Origin of the sequence: Azonexus hydrophilus (assembly GCF_038368255.1) — a bacterium.
GTDB classification, from domain to species: domain Bacteria; phylum Pseudomonadota; class Gammaproteobacteria; order Burkholderiales; family Rhodocyclaceae; genus Azonexus; species Azonexus hydrophilus.
The window spans coordinates 1,386,489-1,402,981 of record NZ_CP151406.1; the positions used below are offsets into that span (position 1 = coordinate 1,386,489).

Consider the following 16,493-nt stretch of genomic DNA (forward strand, 5'->3'; position numbering starts at 1 on the left):
TGATCGATCATGAACCGTATTTATCGAATCGTTTGGAATGCCAGCCGCGGTGTCTGGGTGGCCGTCGCTGAATGCGCCAGGAGCCACGGCAAAAGCAAGTCGGCGGCGGCGCTCGTGCTGCTCGCGCCGGCACTTCTGTCGGCGCAGACCCCGTCGGCGGTATCGGCCGGGGGGGCGACCACCACCTATGTCGCGCCGAACGGCGCGACCGTCGTCAATATCGCCGACAGCAATGCGGCCGGCCTGTCGCACAACAAGTTCACCCAGTACAACGTCGATCCCAAGGGGCTCGTCCTCAATAATGCCCAGGCGACGCAGCTGTCGGTGACCTCGCAGCTGGCCGGCCAGGTGATGACCAACACCAACCTGACGCGCCAGGCCACGGTGATCCTCAACGAAGTCGTCAGCAATCGCCGCTCGGAGCTCAACGGCTTCACCGAGGTGCTCGGCGGCAAGGCCGACGTCGTCGTCGCCAATCCCTACGGGATCACCTGCCAGGGCTGCGGCTTCATCAATAGCGACCGGGTCACGCTGACCACTGGCGCGCCTTTCCTCAACAACGACGGCTCGCTTGGCGGTTTCGAGGTGCGCCAGGGCGATATCGCGATCGCCGGCGACGGCCTCAACGCCAGCGCCCAGCAGATTCTCGACCTGGTCGCCCGGGCCGTGCGCGTGGACGGCAAGGTCAACGCCGCCGACCTCGGCGTCAGCCTCGGCGCCCATCGCTGGAGCTACGCCAGCCGCGCCGCGACCGCACCGCTGGCCGGCATCGGCAGCGTCAGCTACGCCCTCGATAGCTCGCTGCTCGGCGGCATGTACGCCGACCGCATCCGCATCGTCGCCACCGAAGGCGGCGTCGGTGTGCGCATGCTCGGCGAGATGGCGGCGACCGCCGGCGAGTTCACGCTCAGCGCCGAAGGGCGCATCGAGATCGCCGGCAAGCTCTCGGCCCAGACCGACCTGAGCCTGCGCAGCGGCGACCAGGCGGCGGATGCGATCCGTTTGACCGGCGGCGGCCTGGCGGCACGCCGCGACCTCGACCTGACGGCGGCCGGCGGCATCGTGCTGCGCGGCGGCGCGCTGGTCGCCGGCGACGATCTGACGCTGCAGGCGGCGCAGCTCGACGACGCCGCGCAGGGCGCTGGCGGTGCCGACGACAACCGGCGCTACGCTGGCGACAGCCTGGCGCTGACGGTCGGCGGCCGGGCGGCAATCGACGGCACCGCCTGGGGCAGTGGCCAGGGCTGGTCGGCGGCTTTCGGCACGACCGCGCTCGGCGGCGCCGGCACGCTGCTCTACGCCGGCGGACCGCTGCAGCTGCGCAGCGACGGCGGCACCGATCTCGGCGCGGCAACGCTGCGCGCCGGCAGCGACCTGACGCTGGCCAGCGGCGGCGCGCTGAGTCTGGCGGGCACCGTCCAGAGCGTTGGCGGCGACCTCGACCTGAGCGCCGGTGGCCTCGCCAACGCCGGCACGCTCAGCGCCGACGCCGGCGTGCTGACGATCCGCGCCGGCGGGACCAGCAACAGCGGCACGATCTACGGCAAAACCGCGATCGACATCGCCGACGCCGCCGGCAACGGCAGCGCCACCTTCACCAACAGCGGCCGGCTGCTCAGCGACGGCAGCCTCAACCTGCTTGCCAGCAGCGCCGGCAACGCCGCCGCCGGCTGGATCCAGGCCCGCGACGGCAGCACCGTCTCGGTCGCCAGCCTGAGCAATTTTGGCAGCTGGCTGCTGTCGACCGTCAACGTCGGCAGCGACCGGGTAACGGTGGCCAATGCCCTCGCCAACAGCGGCCTGCTGCAGTCGGGGCGCGCTCTCGAGTTGAGCGCCGGCAGCACCGACAACGCCGGCAAGCTGCTCGCCACCGGTGCGTTCGACCTGAACAGCGGCAATTTCACGAATACCGCGGGCGGCGTGCTCCAGGGCGGCGCCCTGGCGCTGACGGCGGCCCGCGTCGACAACCAGGCCGGCGCCACGCTCAAGGGCGACAGCGTCGCCCTGAGCGCGAGTGCCGGGCTCGACAACGCCGGCACCTTGAGCGCCGGGAACGGCGCACTGACCATCCGTGCCGCCGGCACCACCAACAGTGGCACGGTCTATGGCAAAACCGCGGTCGATATCGCCGACCGCGCCGGCAACGGCAGCGCCGCCTTCGTCAACCGCGGCACGCTGATCAGCGACGGGACGCTGGCCCTGCTCGCCAGTAGCGCCGAGAACCAGAGCGCCGATCCTCTGCAAGCCGACAACGCCTGGATTCAGGCCGCGACCGGCAGCACCGTCTCGGTCGCCAGCCTGAGCAATTTTGGCAGCTGGCTGCTGTCGACCGTCAACGTCGGCAGCGATCGGGTGACGGTGGCTGACGCCCTTATCAACCGCGGCCTGCTGCAGTCGGGGCGCGCGCTCGAGGTGAGCGCCGACAGCACCGACAACGCTGGCAAGCTGCTCGCCGCCGGGGCTTTCGACCTGGGCACCGGCAATTTCACGAATACCGCGGGCGGCGTCCTCCAGGGCGGCGCCCTGGCGCTGACTACGGCCCGTGTCGACAACCAGGGCGGGGCGACGATCAAGGGCGACAGCGTCGCCCTGAGCGCAAGCGCCGGGCTCGACAACGCTGGTACCTTGAGCGCCGAGAACGGTGCGCTGACCATCCGCGCCGCCAGCACCAGCAACAGCGGAACGGTCTACGGCAAAACTGCGGTCGATATCGCTGACGCCGCCGGCAACGGCAGCGCCGCCTTCGTCAACCGCGGCACGCTGATCAGCGACGGGACGCTGGCGCTGTTCGCCAGCAGCGCCGAGAACAAGAGCGGCGGCTGGATGCAGGCCGCCGCCGGCAGCACCGTCTCGGTCGCCAGCCTGAGCAATTTCGGCAGCTGGCTGCTGTCGACCGTCAACGTCGGCAGCGACCGGGTGACGGTGGCCAATGCGCTCACCAACAGCGGCCTGCTGCAGTCCCGGCGCGATCTGGTTCTCGCTGCGGCAAGCGTGGACAACGCCGGCAAGCTGCTTGCCACCGGTGCCTTCGACCTGAACAGCGGCAATTTCACGAATACCGCCGGTGGCGTGCTCCAGGGCGGCGCGCTGGCACTGACGGCAGCCCGTGTCGATAACCAGGGCGGGGCGACGATCAAGGGCGGCAGCGTCGCCCTGACGGCGAGCGCCGGGCTCGCCAACGCCGGCACGCTGAGCACCGAAAAAGACGCACTGACCATTCGCGCCGCCGGCACCAGCAACAGCGGCACGATCTACGGCAAGACCGCGGTGGACATTGCCGACGCCGCCGGCGACGACAGCGCCGCCTTCGTCAACAGTGGCACGCTGATCAGCGACGGCAGTTTCAAGCTGCTCGCCAGCAGCGCCGAGAACAACAGCAGCGATGCCCAGCAGCCGGACAAGGCCTGGATCCAGGCGCGGAGCGGCAGCGTCGTCAAGGTCGCCAGCTTGAGCAATTCTGGTACCTGGCTGCTGTCGACCCTCAGCGTCGCCGACAAGGAAGACCAGTTGGACGTCGGCAACACCCTGAACAACGCCGGCAAGCTGCTGGGGGCAAACGACCTGACGCTGGTCGCCGGCGCACTGAACAACAGCAAATCGCTGGCTGCCGGCGGCACCCTGTCGATCGCCGGCGACAACCTCGACATCGATAACGCCAGCGGCGCAGCGATCCAGGCCGAACGCCTGGTCCTCAGCGGCAATCGCCTGGTCAACAAGGGCACCATCCAGGGCGGTGCGGCGGCCGACAGCACGCTCAGCTTCGATACGCTGGAAAACGCCGCCGACGCCACGCTGACGCTGGCCGACGAGGCGACCGGCGGCGGTAGCATCAACGTCCGCCGGCTCGACAACGACGGCACGCTGCAGTCCTACGGCAGCCTGACGGTCAATTACAGCGAGGTGATCGACAACACCAAGACGCTGCTCAGCGGCGGCGCGATGACGCTGCGCAGCACATCGGCCGGCGGCCGCATCGATGTCGGCGGCAGCGGCACCCTCCAGGCCGGCGGCGTGCTCGACATCGACGCCGTCGAGGGCGGTCGCGGCGTCGTCCTCGACATCGCCAAGGGCGGCCTGGTCCTCGGCGACACCGTCGATATTGCCGTCGGCACGCTGGCGCTGGCTGACGAGGCCCGCCTGTCGTCGACGCGCAACATGCAGGTCTACGCCAACACGCTGACGCTGACCGGCGCCAACAGCCAGATCCTGGCCGTTACCGGCGGTAGCGGCTGGGCCGACATCCAGTTGGTCAACGATTTCGCCAACAACGGCCTGGTCTATTCGGCCGGCCAACTGACTTTCGCCACCGACGGCAAGCTTGATAACAACCAGAACGGCGCCTTCGCGGCGCAGAAGGATCTGGTCGTCAAGGCGCTTGGCGGGAACGTGACCAACCGCGGCGCCATCTGGAGCGGCAAGACGGCCTCGGTGACGGCGTCGAAGCGGCTGACCAACGTCGGCACGCGCAGCGGTGCCGTCGGCACCATCGACGCCGACGAGGCGGTCAAGCTGATCGGCTATGAAATCGTCAACAGCAGCACGATCAGCAGCCTGGGCAACATCACGCTGCAGGCCGGGACGATCTACAACGAGATCGATGGTGGCGATGACCGGGTCTGGGGCGCTGACAGCGCCAAGACGACAACCTATCTCAGCCAGTACTACAAGGCAGATGCAGTCGAGAGCGAATTCTGGGCTTACTACAAGGATGAGTGGCACCGCGACCAGTACTACGCCGGCGGCAAGCCAACCTTCAAGCCGCAGATCGTCGGTGCTGGCACCGTCAAGCTGACTGGCTACAGCAATGCCTACAACACCGGCGGCGTCATTTCGGGCAAGGATGTGGTGATCGGCAGCGCTTCCGGTGGACACTTCCATCTCAACGAGATGGCGCTGCAACGTATCAATTACGTTGATAACTATTCCGACTACATTTCCTGGTACGGTCTGAAGACGGATATCGCGATCGTCAAGAAAACCGATTCGCACCATGGCTCTGTCGTCATCCCCAACACGCAGCAAATCGACAGCATCGGTGCCGGAGTGTTTGCCAGCAATTCGCTGCAGATCGACGGCGCCGGACTGAATGTCACTGGTTCGACAGCAACGCCGGTCAGCGGCGCCAAGTCGGCGACGGCGCCGACTGGCACGTCCACGAAGGGAACAAGCGACATCGGGGTCGATGCCGGTCGCAGCTACGACGGCGGCGAAGACGCGGGCGGCGGACAGACCGCCACCTATACCAGCAGCGGCAAGATCGATTCCCGCACCGGTGCCGTGGTGGCGCCGTCGACCCCGGCGACGCCGCAGGGGCCGGTCAGCTTCGGCGGTATCACGATCAACCTGCCGAGCAGCCCGAACGGCTATTTCGTCATCGCCACCGCGCCGAATGCGCGCTACTTGGTCGAGAGCAATCCTCGCTACCTGTCGGCCGGCAACTTCGCCGGTTCCGACCTGCTCGCCAAGCAGCTCGGCTACGATCCGGACACCCTGATCAAGCGCCTCGGCGACGGTGCCTACGAGGCTTATCTGATCCGCCAGGAGCTGGTCGCCCAGGTCGGCCGGGCGATGCTCGCCGGCTTCTCCAGCGAGAGCAGCCAGATGCAGTACCTGATGGACAATGCTGCCAAGGAAGCCAAGCAGCTTGGCCTGGAATGGGGCAAGGCGCCCAGCGCAGCGCAGGTGGCCGCGCTGAAGAGCGATGTCGTGTGGATGGTCGAGCAGGAAGTGTCCGGGCAGCGCGTATTGGTCCCGGTCGTCTACCTCTCGGCCGAGACCCGCGCCAGCATCGAAACGGGCTCGGTGATCGCCGGTGCCGACGTGAACATCAACGTCGACCGCTTCGACAACGTCGGCGGCACCGTCGCCGGCACCAAGACGCTGACCGTCGTCGCCAAGCAGGACATCACCAATCTCTCGGGCACGATCAAGGGCGGCAACGTCAGCTTGACCTCGACCGAGGGCAGCGTCGTCAATCGTACCTACAGCAGCGGGTCGGGCAACGACGAGTTCTACACCACCGATATCGGCCGTACCGCCCAGATCATTTCGACCGGCGATCTGAGCATCGACGCCAAGCGCAGCATCGATGTCATCGGCGCCCAGGTCAATGCCGGCGGCAATGCGACGCTGAATGCTGGTGACGGGGTCAATTTCGACAGCCTCGAGAAGCTTACGACGACCTCGAGCAAGTCGGGTTCTGAAGGTGCTCTCGGTGGCAGCAGCAAGAGTTCGACGATGACCACCGTCGAGCAGTTGAAGTCCGGGCTGACCGTCGGCGGCAACCTGGCCGCCAAGTCGGGCAAGGACATCACCTTTGCCGCCACCGACGTCAAGGTCGGCGGCGACGCGGCGCTCGACGCAGCGGGCGCGGTCAACATCGTCAGCAAGGCAGATACCACCAAGACCACCGAGACCAGCAAGGAAAGCGGTCTCGGCGTCGGTGGCGGGCTCTGGGGCGAAACCTCGACGACCAAGACGCAGACGGTCAGCAAGAACGTCGCCAGCAGCTTCGCGGTGGGCGGCGACGCCAGCATCAAGGCCGGCAAGGACGTCACGCTGCAGGGCTCCAGCCTCGAGGTTGGCGGCGATGCCGACATCAAGGCGAGCAACATCAACGTGCTGGCCGGGCTCGACAAGGTCGAGACGCATACCGAGACGACGACCACGACCTTCCTCCGGGTGACCGACGGCAAGGGCTCGGCCGATGCCTCGGCCGGGGCGGTGGCCAAGGGTGAGGCCGGCAAGGCCGGCCTGAGCGGCAACGTCGGCGCCAGCGCACAGGCCTCGGCCGAAGGCAGCGGCGGTCTCGAACTGATGGCCAATGAAAAGACGGTGACCGACAGCCTCTCGGCGCGCAATGTGGCGTCGACGATCAAGGTCGGCGGCAACACCCGCCTGAGCGCCGACGGCACCGTCAAGGTCCAGGGGTCGAGCATCGACACCGCCGGCAACACGACGATCCAGGCGCGCGATGTCGAGGTGCTTGCCGGGCGCGACGTCGACATCTCGGTGACGACCAGCGACAAGACCTCGATCGGCCTGATGGCCAGCTCGAGCAACAGCGCCGGCGCCGGGGCGTCGGTCAACGGCAGCGTTGGCGTCGGCGGCATCGCCGTCGGTGCCGGCGTTGGCGCCAGCGCCCGCAGCGAGAGCAGCGTCAACTTCCTCGAATCGACGCAGAGCAAGGAAACCAGCCTGGAGATCCGCAACCAGGCCGCTGGCATCAAGAGCGGCGGCAACATGAGCGTCGATGCCAAGAACAAGGTCGTGCTCGAAGGCAGCCAGCTGGCTGCCGGCGGCAACATGGATCTGCGCGCGGCGAGCGTCGATGTGCGGACTTCCGAGGATGTCTCGCTGAAGACCACCGAGACCACCAGGACCAGCGTCGGCCTGATGCTCGGCAGCAACAACGAGGCCGGCGCCGGCGGTTCGGCGGCGGCCGGGGGCGCAGCCCTGCTGCCGTCGGCGAAGGCATCGGCGAGTGCCGGTTCCGACAACACCCTTGACCTGCTGAGGGTCGAGACCGGCAAGACCAGCACGCTCGAGACGCGCAACAACAAGTCCGGGATCAGCGCCGGCGGCGACCTGTCGCTGACGGCCAAGGATCTCACCGTCAAGGGCTCGGACATCGCCGCCGGCGGCGATGTCGCGCTGAAGGCCGAGAACATGCGCTTCCTGGCTGCCGACGACCGCAAGGAAACGAGCAGCAGCAAGAACACCACCTCGGTCGGTCTCTACGCCGGCGCCAACGCCGGTGCCAATGCCGAGGCACAGTTGAACGCCAAGGCCGGGGCCTCGGCCGAGATCAGCATGGGCTACCGCGTCAACAACGTTGACGAGAAGTCGGTCAGCGGCAGCACGACGGCCGTGGTGTCGACGATCAAGGCCGGCGGCGATCTCACCCGCGACGCCAGCGGCGGCACCATCCGCGATGTCGGCACGCAGATCGACGTCGGCGGTTCGATGAGCCAGCGCGCCGGCACCATCGAATCGCTGGCGGCCCGCGATACCACCTACGAATCCTCGACCAAGCTCGACAACACCGCCAAGGTCGGCATGTACGCCGGTGCCTCGGCGCAGGCCGGAGTCACTTCCGGGGCCGGCTACGATGCCTCGGTCGGCGGCCGCGTCAGCGCCAGCTCGTCGTACGAGAAGACCAGCGCCGACACCTCGACCGCGATCGCGTCGACGATCCGCGTCGGCCAGGGCTTCAGCAGCGAGTCGTCGGGCAAGACGACACTCGAGGGGACGCGCATCGCGGCCGGCGGCGACGTCGCCATCCAGGCCGCTTCGCTCGACTACAAGGCGGCGCAGAACACGGCCAGCAGCCGTTCCGAGAAAATCGATGCCGGCGCGGTGTTGACCGTCAACGTCAATGCCCAGAGCGTCGTCGGCGGCAGCCTCAGCGTCAGTGCCTCGGGCGCGACGGCCGACAAGTCGCGCGTCCAGGAAGTCGGCGGTTCGATCCAGTCGGGCGGCAACGTCCGCATCAAGACCAGCGGCGACACCACGCTCAAGGGCACCAGCATCGAGTCAGCCGGCAGCACGACGCTCGACGCCGGCGGCAAGCTCAACCTGCTGGCGGCAGAAGACCGGACGACGGCGAGCAGCCGCGGCGCCGACGCCTCGGTCAATATCGGCATGAGCACCGGCGGCAAGGCCGGCAGCGGCGGCAAGTCGCAGACTGGCGGCATGCTCGAGGTCAGCGCAGGCTACAACCAGTCGGACAGCAGCAACTCGACCAAGAGCGGCGTGAACATCCGCAGCGGCGGCGACACCGCGCTGCGCAGCGGCGGCGACATGGACCTCGAAGGGACCAAGATCGCCAGCGCCGGCGATACTACGCTCAACGCCGGCGGCAATATGCAGCTGCGGGCGGCGCAGAACACCAGCAGCTCGACCGCCTTCGGTCTCAGCGCCGGTGTCGGCGTCAGCCAGGAGACCTCGCGCGGTGCCACAGAAACGAGCACGACGCGCAAGGCTAACCTGAGCGGTGCCGCCAACCTGGATATCGAACGCAGCACCAGCTACGACGCAGTTTCGATCAACAGCGGTGGACGTTCGCAGGTCAGCGCCGGCAAGGATCTGCGCAACGAGGGGGCCTCGGTGGGCGGTGCATCGACGTCGGTCACCGCCGCCGGCAAGGTCACCGATGTCGTTCAGAAGGACTCGTCGATGGCGCTCTCGCTCGGCATCCAGGCCGATGTCACCTTGAGCAAGACGACCACCAAGCCGAATAGTCCGGCTGCCGGCGACAGCGGCGATCAGGGCAAGGGCGCCGCGCCGGAGGATAAATCGGCGTCGCCCAAGGACGACAAGGCTCCGCCGGCGGGCGACGACGCCGGCAAGGCCGCCCCGCCGGCCCCGGCCGATGATGGCAAGGGGCCGGGCGCCAAGGGCGACGACGACGCCAAGGGGGCTCCGGCACCGTTACCGCAACCAGCGCCAATCGACGGTGGCAAGGGGACCGACGCCGGCAAGGGTGGCGCCGACGACGGCAAGGGGGCTCCGGCACCGCTGCCGCAACCGGCGCCAATCGACGGTGGCAAGGGGGCCGACGCCGGCAAGGGTGGCGCCGATGATGGCAAGGGGGCTCCGGCACCGCTGCCGCAACCGGCACCGATCGACGGCGGCAAGGGCTCGGACGCCGGCAAGGGCGGTGCCGATGTCGCACCGATCGACCTGAAGATTCCGTTGCCGCCACCGATCGACAGCGGCAAGGGCTCGGATGCTGGCAAGGGGGGTGCGAATGCCGCACCGATCGACCTGAAGATTCCGTTGCCGCCGCCGATCGACAGCGGCAAGGGCTCGGATGCTGGCAAGGGGGGTGCGAATGCCGCACCGATCGACCTGAAGATTCCGTTGCCGCCGCCGATCGACAGTGGCAAGGGCTCGGATGCCGGCAAGGGTGGTGCGAATGCCGCTCCGATTGACCTGAAGATTCCGTTGCCACCACCGATCGACGGCGGTAAGGGCTCGGATGCTGGCAAGGGGGGTGCGAATGCCGCCCCGATTGATCTGAAGATTCCGCTACCGCCGCCGATCGACGGTGGCAAGGGCGCGGGGCGTCCGGGCGCGGCCTGAGGCGAGGGGATCGGTTATTCTTGACGCGGCCAGCTCGTCTGGCCCTTACCCGGGCTGCCTGCTGCAGGCAGCCCGCTTGCGTATTTTTGCGGAGTTCTTGCGTGAAAAAAGTCTTGCCACCGACGATCCATGTGGCGCAGACCGGGACCGCCAGGGGGCGCGGGGTCTTTGCCGGGAAGGTATTCCTGCCGGGCGAACTGGTCGAAGTGTCGCCGGTCGTGCTGGTCGATTGCAAGCATTTCGATCTGCCGGTGGAAATCACCCACTATGCCTTCAGCTGGCAAGGCCTGACCGGCGGCGCATCGCTGCAGGCCCTGGCCCTCGGCTACGGCAGTCTGTACAACCATGCCAATCCGGCGAACATGGTTTACCGCGGCGATGTCGAGAACAACGCCATCGTTTTCCTGGCGGCGCGACGGATCGAGGCCGGCGAGGAATTGACGATCAACTACAGCGCACCCGGCGGCGGCGCCGCCTGCGAGGGCGAGCGCTGGTTTGCCCAGCACGATGTGCTGCCTTGCCCGGATACGCCTGCCGACAGCTGAGCAGCGGTCAATGGGGCATTTGGTCCAGCAGGGCCTTTGCCTCGACCAGGTCGGGAATGTCGATTTCCTGATCGCAGCGGGACAGCCAGTGGCGCAAGATTGCCCGGTTGTCCGGCGAAGGGCTGTGGCGGACCAGACTGCTGGCGGCGCGCAGCGCCAGTATCGTCGCACCCTGTTCGCGGGCCTGTTCCAGGGCTTCGCCAAATAGCGCGAGTGCCGTCGGGCGCCCGGCGCTGCCGCGGGCGAGCTGGATTTCGCCCTGAATGCGGCGTATTTCCGGAATCAGGTAGTTGTCCTGGGTGTGGACGATGACGCTCATGCAGCGGGCCGCCAGCTGTTCGGCTTCGTCAAGGCGTCCGAGCAGGTGCAGGGCGTCGAGCCAGAAGGCCAGGAAGGTCGCCTCGACCGCGGACATCGCACGGTGCGCCGCCTCGGCAGCCTGTTCGATGAAGGCCAGGCCGCTGTCGTCGCCGGTGGCGCAACGGACCCAGCCGGTGACCAGGGCGGCGGTTGCCTGCCAGAGCTGCAGGCCGTTGCTTTGTGCCAGTTCGGCGAGTTCGCCGAGGTGTTGGCCAGCCAGCTCGGGACGGCGCAGGTGCTTGCCGAGCACGGCGGCAAAGGTCAGGGCGAAGGCCAGCGTGTGCGCGTGCTTGCAGGCGCGGGCCTCGGCAATGGCGGCGTCGGCTTGCGCCAGCGCCAGTGCCGGACGTCCTTCGATCCACTCGATCCAGGACAGGAAGGCGCGGGCCGGTACGGCGCTATTTTCACCGAAGCGTTCGATCCGTTGCCCGCCATCGTCCACCCGTCCGAACTCGATGGCGGTTTCGAGGTGGCTCCTGGCTTCGTCGTAGCGGGCCAGCCAGAAATAGTTGTTGCCGTAGGCGTAGGCTACTTGCAGGCGGATGCCCGGATCGTCGCTGCCGCGGGCTGCCTGCTCGAGGTGTCGGGCCAGTGCCAGCGGATGTTCGGTCGAGCCGGTCGAGCGACCACCCAGCCAGAGGCCCCAGAGTACGCGGATGACCTCGATGTCGCTGCCCAGGCGGTCGGAGAGTGCGAGCGCCCCGGCCAGCAGTTCGCGGCTTTCGGCATTGCCGTAACCCTGGGTGGCAAGCAGCGCGGTGCCCAGGCCGACGCGGAGGTGAAACTCGGTTTCGCGCGCTTGTCGGGCGTCGCCGATGAAGCGCAGCGCCGCCAGGCCGTTGCGGAAGAAATGCGCGGCCTGCTGCTGCAGCGAGGCGCCGGCGGCTCGGTGCCCGGCTGCCAGCCAGGTGGCGGCGGTTTCCGGGGCTTCGCCGTCGTCCAGATGGATGGCCAGCAGTTCGGGATGGCGATTGACCCTTTCGCTGAACTGCGATCGCAATACCCGCGCCAGGCGTAGGCGGATGCGCCGCCTTTCCTCGTTGGGAATCGACTGCAGCGCGGCATCGCGGATCAACGCGTGACGGAACGACGGCAGGGTCTGGTTGGCGGTGATCAGTCCGTTGCTGCGCAGGGCGGCCAGGCCGGCGTGGAGGTTTTCCTCGGTATCGTCCCAGAGCGCGGCGAGCAGCTGCGGCTCGAACTCCCGGCCGATCACCGCGGCTTGCTGGGCCAGCTTGCGATGACGTCCCTGGGCGTCGATCCGGGTTGCGAGGAGGTCGTGCAGGTTGCCGGGAATGCCCTCCTCGGCCAGTCCCTGGTCGAAGGCGTAGAGCAGCTGTTCGACGTAGAGCGGGACGCCGTCCGAACGCCGGACGACATCGGCGATGCGGGCTGCGTCGAGGCTGTCGTTGACCAGGCTGCGGGCGAGTTCGGCGGTTTCTTCCCCGGGCAGCGCGGCGAGGGCCAGTTGCGGTGCGTAGTCGCCGATGTGTTCGGGGTGGCGCGAGGTGGTGACGATCAGCAGCGGCTGCCGGCGCCGGCGCCAACGTTCGCTAGCCAGCCGGCGCAGCAGTGCCAGGGTTTCGCTGTCGCACCAGTGGGTGTCTTCGACGACCAGCAGCCAGGGTTCGCCTTCGGTCATGTCGTCAAGCAGGCGGCTGATGCCGTCTTCGATGCGTCCGGTCAGCTGTTGCCCGTCGCTGATGGCGTCGAGGGCGGAGGGCAGGCCGAGCAGGCGCTGGATGACTTCGGCATGATCGGCAAGAAAACCCGGGCCACGCTCGATTCGTTTCTTCAGGCGAGCCTGGCGTTCGGCTTGGGGCTGGTTGGCGTCGTCACGCAGCATTCTGGCCAGCGCGGCGGCAATCGGCTGGTAGGGTGCGTGCTGGGTTTCCGGCAGGCAGTGCAGGGTACTGGCGCGCGCGCCGCGGCTGCGCAGCTGGCGAACCAGGGCTTGCAGCAGGCGCGATTTGCCGATGCCGGGTTCGCCGGTGATCTGGACGCAGGCGATGCCGAGATTGGCCGCGTCGCGCCAGCATTCGAGCAGGAAATGCATTTCCTGGCGGCGGCCGACCAGCGGGTGGCTGAGCGCCCGGCGTCGGGTCAGGGGGCGCTCGCGCCGTTCGCGGATGCGGATGTTGCCATCGTCCACAGGCTGGCCGCCGATGTGCTCGCGAATCTGTTCGAACATCCCGGGCGAGACGTGGATATCGTTGCGCTGGACTTTGCCGAGCATGGCGATGGCCTGCTGGCTGATGCCGCCATCGACGTCGGGAAAGGCGTAGCGCTCGTCGAGCAGACTCAGTCCCCGATGCAGTGCCTGGCGGCATTCGATGCGGGAAAAGCTGGAAATGCAGGCACGGGTTTCCAGGGCAGCGTTGATCGCTTCGCGGGCGGCTTGCTCGCGGGCTTTCGGAAAGCCGAAGTAGCCAATCAACAGGTTGGCGTGGATTGCCGAAAAACGCCCGTTGTGCCGCTGGACGACATCGCGGACGCTGCCGGCGGCGGCAGCCAGTTCGGAGAAATAGTCCTCGCTGGCGGCGCCGTCTGGCGGCGAGATGCGGCAGGCGAGTACGGTCAGCGGACTGCGCTGGAGCACGCGCGCCGGTTGCTGTGGGGGAATGGCCTGTTCGCGGCACAGGCGCTGGGCCAGTTCTGTGGTCCGGCTTTCCGGTTCCAGGCCCATTTCCCGCTGCAGGTAGCGCTGGCAGTCGAGATAGGTCTGCCAGATCTGGCCGTAGTGGCCGTCTTCGGCCAGCAGTTCCATCAGCTGGCAGTAATTGGCCTCGATCCACGGCGTCAGTTCGAGCTTGCGCCGGACGTGGCGGATCGCGGCCTCGCGCTGGCCCTGGCGGGCATGCCAGGCGACGAGCCGGTCGAGCATGCCGATCGCCCGCTGCAGCAGCGCTTCGCGGCGGACCTGGAGCCAGTGGTCGAACTCTGCCGAATCGGCGACCTGCACGCCTTCGAGGAAATTGCCCCAGTACAGCGCGGCTTGTCTGGCCAGCGCCTGCATCGCGGCCGTCGTCTCGTGGTCGCCCGGCGCGTCGGCGATGAATTCGACGAGATCGATGCTGACTCGCCGGTCGGGGAAGAAGCCGATCGAGTTGCGGTTGGCCTGGAGCGGGTCGATGCCGATTGTCTCGAACAGTTGGCGCAGCTCGTAGAGGGCGCGGCGCAGGCTGATCCGTGCCGCTTCGCCGCTGGCGTTGGGCCACAGCAGTTCGGCCAGCGCGTCGCGGCGAAACCACTGGCCCGGCGCGGCGGCCAGGTAGCCGAGCAGGGCGCGGATCTTGTCGTAGGCGAAATTGCCGTGCTCGACGCCGTCCAGGCTGAGCGAAACCTTGCCGAGAAGCTGGATCTTCAGTTGCGTTTCGGGACTGGCGCTGGCGGGTGCGTTCATCGTTGCCGTCGGGCGGGAGAGGTGGCTTTGTCGCCCGGCGGGCGGGCAAAAAAAGGGGGAGCTCTTGTCTCCCCGGGGATTGCGTTGGCAGTGGCTTAGCCGGCGAAATTGGCTTCCGCGAACGACCAGTTAACCAGATTGTTCAGGAAGGTTTCAACGAACTTCGGACGCAGGTTGCGGTAGTCGATGTAGTAGGCGTGTTCCCAGACGTCGACGCAGAGCAGGGCCTTGTCGCCGGTGGTCAGCGGGGTGCCGGCGGCGCCCATGTTGACGATGTCGAGCGAACCGTCGGCCTTCTTGACCAGCCAGGTCCAGCCGGAACCGAAGTTGCCGACGGCCGAGGTCTGGAAGGCGGTCTTGAAAGCGTCCAGCGAACCCCACTTGGCGTCGATGGCGGCAGCCAGGGCGCCGCTCGGGGCGCCGCCGCCGTTCGGCTTCATGCAGTTCCAGAAGAAGGTGTGGTTCCAGACCTGGGCGGCGTTGTTGTAGATGCCGCCAGCCGGCGCCTTCTTGACGATGGCTTCGAGGTCGAGGGCTTCGTATTCGGTGCCCTTGATCAGGTTGTTCAGGTTAACCACGTAGGCGTTGTGGTGCTTGCTGTAGTGGTAGTCGAAGGTCTCGGCCGACATGTGCGGGGCCAGGGCGTCCTTGGCGTACGGCAGGGCGGGCAGTTGATGTTCCATTGTTTTCTCCGTTGTGTTTGAGGGGGTAAAGCAAAATTCTAGTCAGCTTGCGATGGTGCCACAATCTGCGTCACGGCGGCAGCGAGGCGACCGTTTGCCAGGCGGATATCCAGGTTGTCGCCGGTACTGACCGAGCTGCCGTCGCGCAGGGCGCGGCCGTCCGGGCCGGTGACCAGCGCGTAGCCTCGCGACAGCACGGCAAGCGGATCGAGTTGCTTCAGACTGCCGTTCAGGGCATTTAGTTTCATCTGTCGGCGCGTGGATTGCCATTGGCCGGCCTGTTGCAGGCGCCGGGCAAGCTCGCGGATGGTCTGGCGCTGTCGCTCGATGCGTTCGGCCGGATGCACCAGCCGACTGCGCAGCCAGTCGAGCGCCTGCTGGCGGTCAGCCAGACGGCGCTGGCCGAGTTGCTGCAGGCGTTGCTGCTGCCGGGCGAGCAGGGCCAGCAGCTGCTGGCGTTCCGGCGCGGCCTGTTCGGCCGCGGCGGTGGGGGTGGCGGCGCGATGGTCGGCGGCGAAGTCGGCAATGGTGAAGTCGGTTTCGTGACCGACGCCGCTGATCACCGGCAGGCGACTGGCGACGATGGCGCGGGCGACACATTCCTCGTTGAAGGCCCACAGATCTTCGATGCTGCCACCGCCGCGACAGAGGATGATGGCGGCGCAATCGCTGGCCGCGGCTGCGGCGATGGCGGCAGCAATGCGCGGGCCGGCGCCGTCGCCCTGGACCGGGGTGGGGAACAGGCTGATGGCGACATGCGGTGCGCGTCGGTGCAGGGTGCTGAGCACGTCACGCAGGGCGGCGGCCTGCGGGCTGGTGACGATGGCCAGGCGCGGCGGGAAACTTGGCAGCGGACGCTTGCGGCCGGGATCGAACAGGCCTTCGGCTTCCAGTTGCGCCTTGAGCCGCAGGAAGCGTTCGAACAGGTCTCCCTGGCCGGCGCGGCGGATGGCTTCGATGTTCAGCTGGAACTCGCCGCGTGGCTCGTAAAACGAGACCAGTGCCCTGGCCTCGACCTTCTGCCCGTTCTCCAGCCGCCAGCCGAGGGTCTGTGCGCGGCTGCGCCACATCACGCAGCGCACCTGGGCGCCGGCATCCTTGAGCGAGAAATAGACGTGTCCGGAGGCGGCGTAAGTCAGGTTGGAAATTTCGCCGCCGACCCAGCTCAGGGGAAAGGCGGACTCCAGGCAGTCGCGCACCAGACGGTTGAGCGTGCTGACGCTGAGAACAGAGTTATTGACAGGGAGTGTGGTCTCGGGCATGGGCGGATTCTACCCGGGCTTTTGGCGCAGTGATAGACGCTTGACATTTTTGATAGTGTTTAAGATGTTGAATATTAAGCGTTTTAATTTTATGCCTCGTTTTTTGGCAGGGTAAGGGAAATCCTTGTTTTTTGCGGGTTTGCGGCGAGTGGGC

General features: G+C 67.4%; 5 protein-coding genes. 2 read left to right on the top strand and 3 right to left on the bottom strand.

The genetic code is table 11. The features are described from left to right. The first annotated feature begins 9 nt into the window (after window positions 1-9). Window positions 10-10,086: a hemagglutinin repeat-containing protein gene (locus AADV58_RS06815; RefSeq protein ID WP_341744392.1), complete on the top strand. Its 10,077-nt coding sequence runs from the start codon at window positions 10-12 to the stop codon at window positions 10,084-10,086. Window positions 10,087-10,187: 101 nt separating this feature from the next. Then, window positions 10,188-10,631 carry an SET domain-containing protein-lysine N-methyltransferase gene (locus tag AADV58_RS06820; protein WP_051295539.1) on the top strand — a complete coding sequence of 148 codons (444 nt, stop codon included), beginning with the start codon at window positions 10,188-10,190 and terminating at the stop codon, window positions 10,629-10,631. A gap of 7 nt (window positions 10,632-10,638) precedes the next feature. Here the strand turns inward: AADV58_RS06820 and AADV58_RS06825 are convergent, their stop codons facing one another. From AADV58_RS06825 to xseA, 3 genes are all read right to left on the bottom strand, one after another. Continuing rightward, window positions 10,639-14,394 carry an AAA family ATPase gene (locus tag AADV58_RS06825; protein ID WP_341744393.1) on the bottom strand — a complete coding sequence of 1,252 codons (3,756 nt, stop codon included), beginning with the start codon at window positions 14,392-14,394 and terminating at the stop codon, window positions 10,639-10,641. A gap of 95 nt (window positions 14,395-14,489) precedes the next feature. Beyond that, on the bottom strand, window positions 14,490-15,077 hold the full coding sequence (locus tag AADV58_RS06830) for a superoxide dismutase (protein ID WP_028996082.1): 588 nt from the start codon (window positions 15,075-15,077) through the stop codon (window positions 14,490-14,492). Window positions 15,078-15,115: 38 nt separating this feature from the next. Then, window positions 15,116-16,339 carry an exodeoxyribonuclease VII large subunit gene (xseA, locus tag AADV58_RS06835; RefSeq protein WP_341744394.1) on the bottom strand — a complete coding sequence of 408 codons (1,224 nt, stop codon included), beginning with the start codon at window positions 16,337-16,339 and terminating at the stop codon, window positions 15,116-15,118. Window positions 16,340-16,493: the final 154 nt, after the last annotated feature.

Coding starts and splice junctions, on each gene's coding strand:
- AADV58_RS06815 (WP_341744392.1), top strand. CDS start 10: ATGAACCGTATTTATCGAATCGTTTGGAATGCCAGCCGCGGTGTCTGG.
- AADV58_RS06825 (WP_341744393.1), bottom strand. CDS start 14,394: ATGAACGCACCCGCCAGCGCCAGTCCCGAAACGCAACTGAAGATCCAG.
- AADV58_RS06830 (WP_028996082.1), bottom strand. CDS start 15,077: ATGGAACATCAACTGCCCGCCCTGCCGTACGCCAAGGACGCCCTGGCC.
- xseA (WP_341744394.1), bottom strand. CDS start 16,339: ATGCCCGAGACCACACTCCCTGTCAATAACTCTGTTCTCAGCGTCAGC.